We start from the raw sequence: 3,146 nt of genomic DNA on the forward strand, positions 1-3,146 counted from the left end.
CGCCGCCGCCTGAAACTCCCCCTCCCCAAAGGCTTGACACGCAATAGGAGCATCATTGCGACCGGCGAACTTCAGCCGCGCGAAGCCGTAGCCCGCGAGCGAACAGAGCACCATATGGGACGCGATGGCCGTCCCGGAGACGATGACGGTGTTCATGATCCAGCGCAGGACGTCGGACTCGGTGAAGAGCGCCTGCAAGCCGGAGAGAGTCGGGTGCTTCGGCCAGAAGATTGGCGGGAAGGCGCGGATCTCTGCATCCGTCTTCACCGCGGAAAAGAGCATTTGCACCAACGGCATCAAGAAGGCAATCGCCATCGGCGCGAGAATCAAGTGGGCCGGATCGAAGGGCAACCAACCCATCCGACGGCCGGGCTTCCGGCCGTCCGACGCAGCGTCCGCCCGGGCCGTTGGTCGCCCGGGCCCCGGCGGTCGCCGGTGTGGCGCGCACCGTGCTCACTGGCTGTCGGCCAGTTCTTGATCCGCGGCCTGGTTGGCCGCGTCGAGTCCTTCCTTCGGGGTTGCCTGGCCCTGGAGGATGTTGCTCACTCGCTCGCCGAACACCTTCGACAAGCCGGCGTAACCCTTGAGCGTCGGGCAGGGCTTCTTGGCATTCTCGAGGTTGTCGGCGAAGTGCGCGAAACCGGGCAAGGCCTTGTCGGTGTCGATGAAGACCGGTGAGTCCTTCTCGGACGACCGCAGCGGGAGATTCCCCAGAGCGATATTCCACTTCTCGTCCTGGGCCGCGGACGTCAGCCACTCGGTGAACTCATAGGACCAGTAGGCCCGGTTCGCATCGCCTAACGAGGTGACGATCCGCTTGGCCATGCGTGAGCAGCGCGAGGTCGGCGGGCGGGCAGTTGTCGCCGGCTTCGGAGCAGCCCACCCGGGCTTGTCCGGGTGGGCATGGCGACGGGCGGAGTCGTATTCCGCCCACGTGAAAGCCCTTGGGACATAGACAAATTTCAGCCGCGGGTCGGCGCGCAGCCCCTTGGTGACGAAGACCTCGCGATAGAGATCGAGCAGATGCCCCCAGACGCAGTCGTCCCAGATGGGCAGGTGCGCTTCGCCGTCGTAGTCGGGCTTGAAGCCGTGCACGCCACACTCGGTCGCGACCCAGTCGACGCCGCTGGCGGAAAATGCGCATCCAGAAGTCGCCCGGCTCGGCCAGTTGCTGCACGAGTGGTCGAAGCTCCTCTGCTGCGCCTGGCCGACGTCGGTGTAGATCGTCGCGCCCGTGTGCGGCTGCAGTTGCCGCCAGAACTGATCGATCGCCCGCACCAGCACGCCGTCCGGCGCCGACGGGCGTTCGGAGTAGAAACGGAATTGGCGGCCGGCCGCAGCCAGTCCGGCTCACGCCAGTCGATGCCGTCCACGACCGGGCCCGCAGCGCCCGGCAGCGGATAGCGCGGGGCGTCCGGGGCTTGGTCGATGCCTGGCCGTGCGGTCACCGTCGGCGTCGCCGCCGAGCTGGGCGCGCTCGTCGTCGTGGTGGGTCGCGCCGTCGCGCTCACGACGTATGCCGTTCGCTCACTCCCGTGCACGCGGCCAGCCACAAGGCGCAGACACCGGCGATGACGGTCAGGCCACGAGGCAGTTGCATGCTGCGCAGTCTGCGCCGAAGTTGCGTATCATCCGGGCGAATCGCGCAATCACCTTGCGCGACAGCGCAACTCGGTTGTGCGCTCAGTGAGGTTACTTCGGCGGGAGGGAGCGGGCATACGTGACGCCATGATCGACCCAACGGCGCAGGATCGCTTCATCCGCCAATGCCTCCTCGGTCACGCGCAACCACCCGCCCATCGGCCGGCCGCGCATCTCCATCCGCGAGATGACCACATCGTCGACGATGTCGTCGGCCTTCGCGGGGTCGCTGCGAACCATCAATCCGCCATGACCGGCCGCAGCAACCGCCATATGGCCGCCGATCAGAAACGCCAGGCCACCGAACATCTTCTTCTCGGTCAGCCCACTCTCGTCCTGCACCAGTTCGCGAATGCGGTCGGCCAACTCCTCGTCATACGCCATGCGGGAAGTATGCCGCGCACCAAGCCCGCTACCTCGATGCCTCCGCCTGCGGGTCACCCTCCGGCTCACCCTGCGCCTCGCCACCCGTTTTCGCCGGCTCGCCCACCGACTTCGGGGGTCGGGCAGACCGCTCCGGGGGCGGTTCGAAGGTGGCGTCGATACGTTCATACTGCTTGGTCCGCATCATGCGCGCCTGGGCGGCGTATTGCCTCTTGTCGGCGTCGGTGAGCGAGACATTGTCGGTGAACGGAGTCAGCAACGCGCGGGGATAGAGGCGCTTCGCGGACACCGCATTGATCTCGGCACAAACGATGAGGATGACGGCCGCGAGATAGATGAAGGCGAGCAGGCCGAGGACGAAGCCGACCACACCATTGCTGGCGGACGCATCGCGCACGACCCGGCCGACATAGACCACGCCGAAGGTCTGCAGGACCTGCAGCAGCACAGCGGCGACCACCGAGCCGACGATCAAATGGCGCCGCTCGGCCACGCCGACGCCGATGCGATAGGTCAGATACATCACGCCGGCGTTGAGCAGGATCGTCGCGAGCATGACCAGCCACTTGGTGGCGCTGCCGAAGTCGTAGGACGCGGCGATCGTCGCGATGGTCGTTGACGCGGTGACGACGAGCAACCCGAGCGGCACGATCAGCAGACTCCGGCCGCGGGTCAGGATCGGGTTGGGGCGGGAGTTGCGCGGCACCGACCAGATCGTGTTCATCGCATACTGCAGGGCATTGCCGACGCCGAGCGCGCCATAGATCGACACCGCGCTACCGATCACGACACCCGCCGGTCCGCCCGAGAGCGACCTGGGGTCGCCGAGCTGGTCGCCGATGACGGGGACCTGGCGCAGCGCCGACTCGATGATCTCCTGCTGTAGCCCGGGGTCGTTGACCAGCACCACGGACAAGATTGTGGAGATCAGGATCAGCAGCGGGAAGAGCGAGATGAAGCCGTAGTACGTCAGCAGGGCCGCGAGATAGCCGCCGGAGTCGTCGAAGAATTTCCAGGCCACGGCGATCGGGAAGCCCAGGACCGGATGCCGGCGCTGGAACCCGTCCACCCGGTCCACGACACTCACGTGCCCGATCATCCCGTATGCCGTGCCCGCCGTG

At 66.6% G+C, this 3,146-nt stretch carries 3 protein-coding genes and 1 pseudogene; all 4 read right to left on the minus strand.

The genetic code is table 11. The annotated features are described in order from the left end of the window. Positions 1 to 351, minus strand: a pseudogene (locus PKH97_RS15420) (hypothetical protein); the annotation flags it as partial. A gap of 102 nt (positions 352 to 453) precedes the next feature. Continuing rightward, the gene (locus PKH97_RS15425) at positions 454 to 1,278 is read right to left on the minus strand and encodes a hypothetical protein (protein ID WP_324388487.1); all 825 of its coding nucleotides are present in this window, start codon (positions 1,276 to 1,278) and stop codon (positions 454 to 456) included. A gap of 414 nt (positions 1,279 to 1,692) precedes the next feature. Beyond that, positions 1,693 to 2,025 (minus strand): TfoX/Sxy family protein, encoded by a 333-nt coding sequence (locus tag PKH97_RS15430; protein ID WP_290721207.1) that lies wholly within the window; start codon positions 2,023 to 2,025, stop codon positions 1,693 to 1,695. Positions 2,026 to 2,053: 28 nt separating this feature from the next. Next, positions 2,054 to 3,146 (minus strand): YihY/virulence factor BrkB family protein (locus PKH97_RS15435; RefSeq protein WP_324388488.1); only part of this gene is annotated, 1,093 nt, incomplete at its 5' end.

The organism is Nostocoides sp., assembly GCF_035343835.1.
In the GTDB taxonomy this organism is placed as follows: Bacteria; Actinomycetota; Actinomycetes; order Actinomycetales; family Dermatophilaceae; genus Nostocoides_A; species Nostocoides_A vanveenii.

Coding starts and splice junctions, on each gene's coding strand:
- PKH97_RS15430 (WP_290721207.1), bottom strand. CDS start 2,025: ATGGCGTATGACGAGGAGTTGGCCGACCGCATTCGCGAACTGGTGCAG.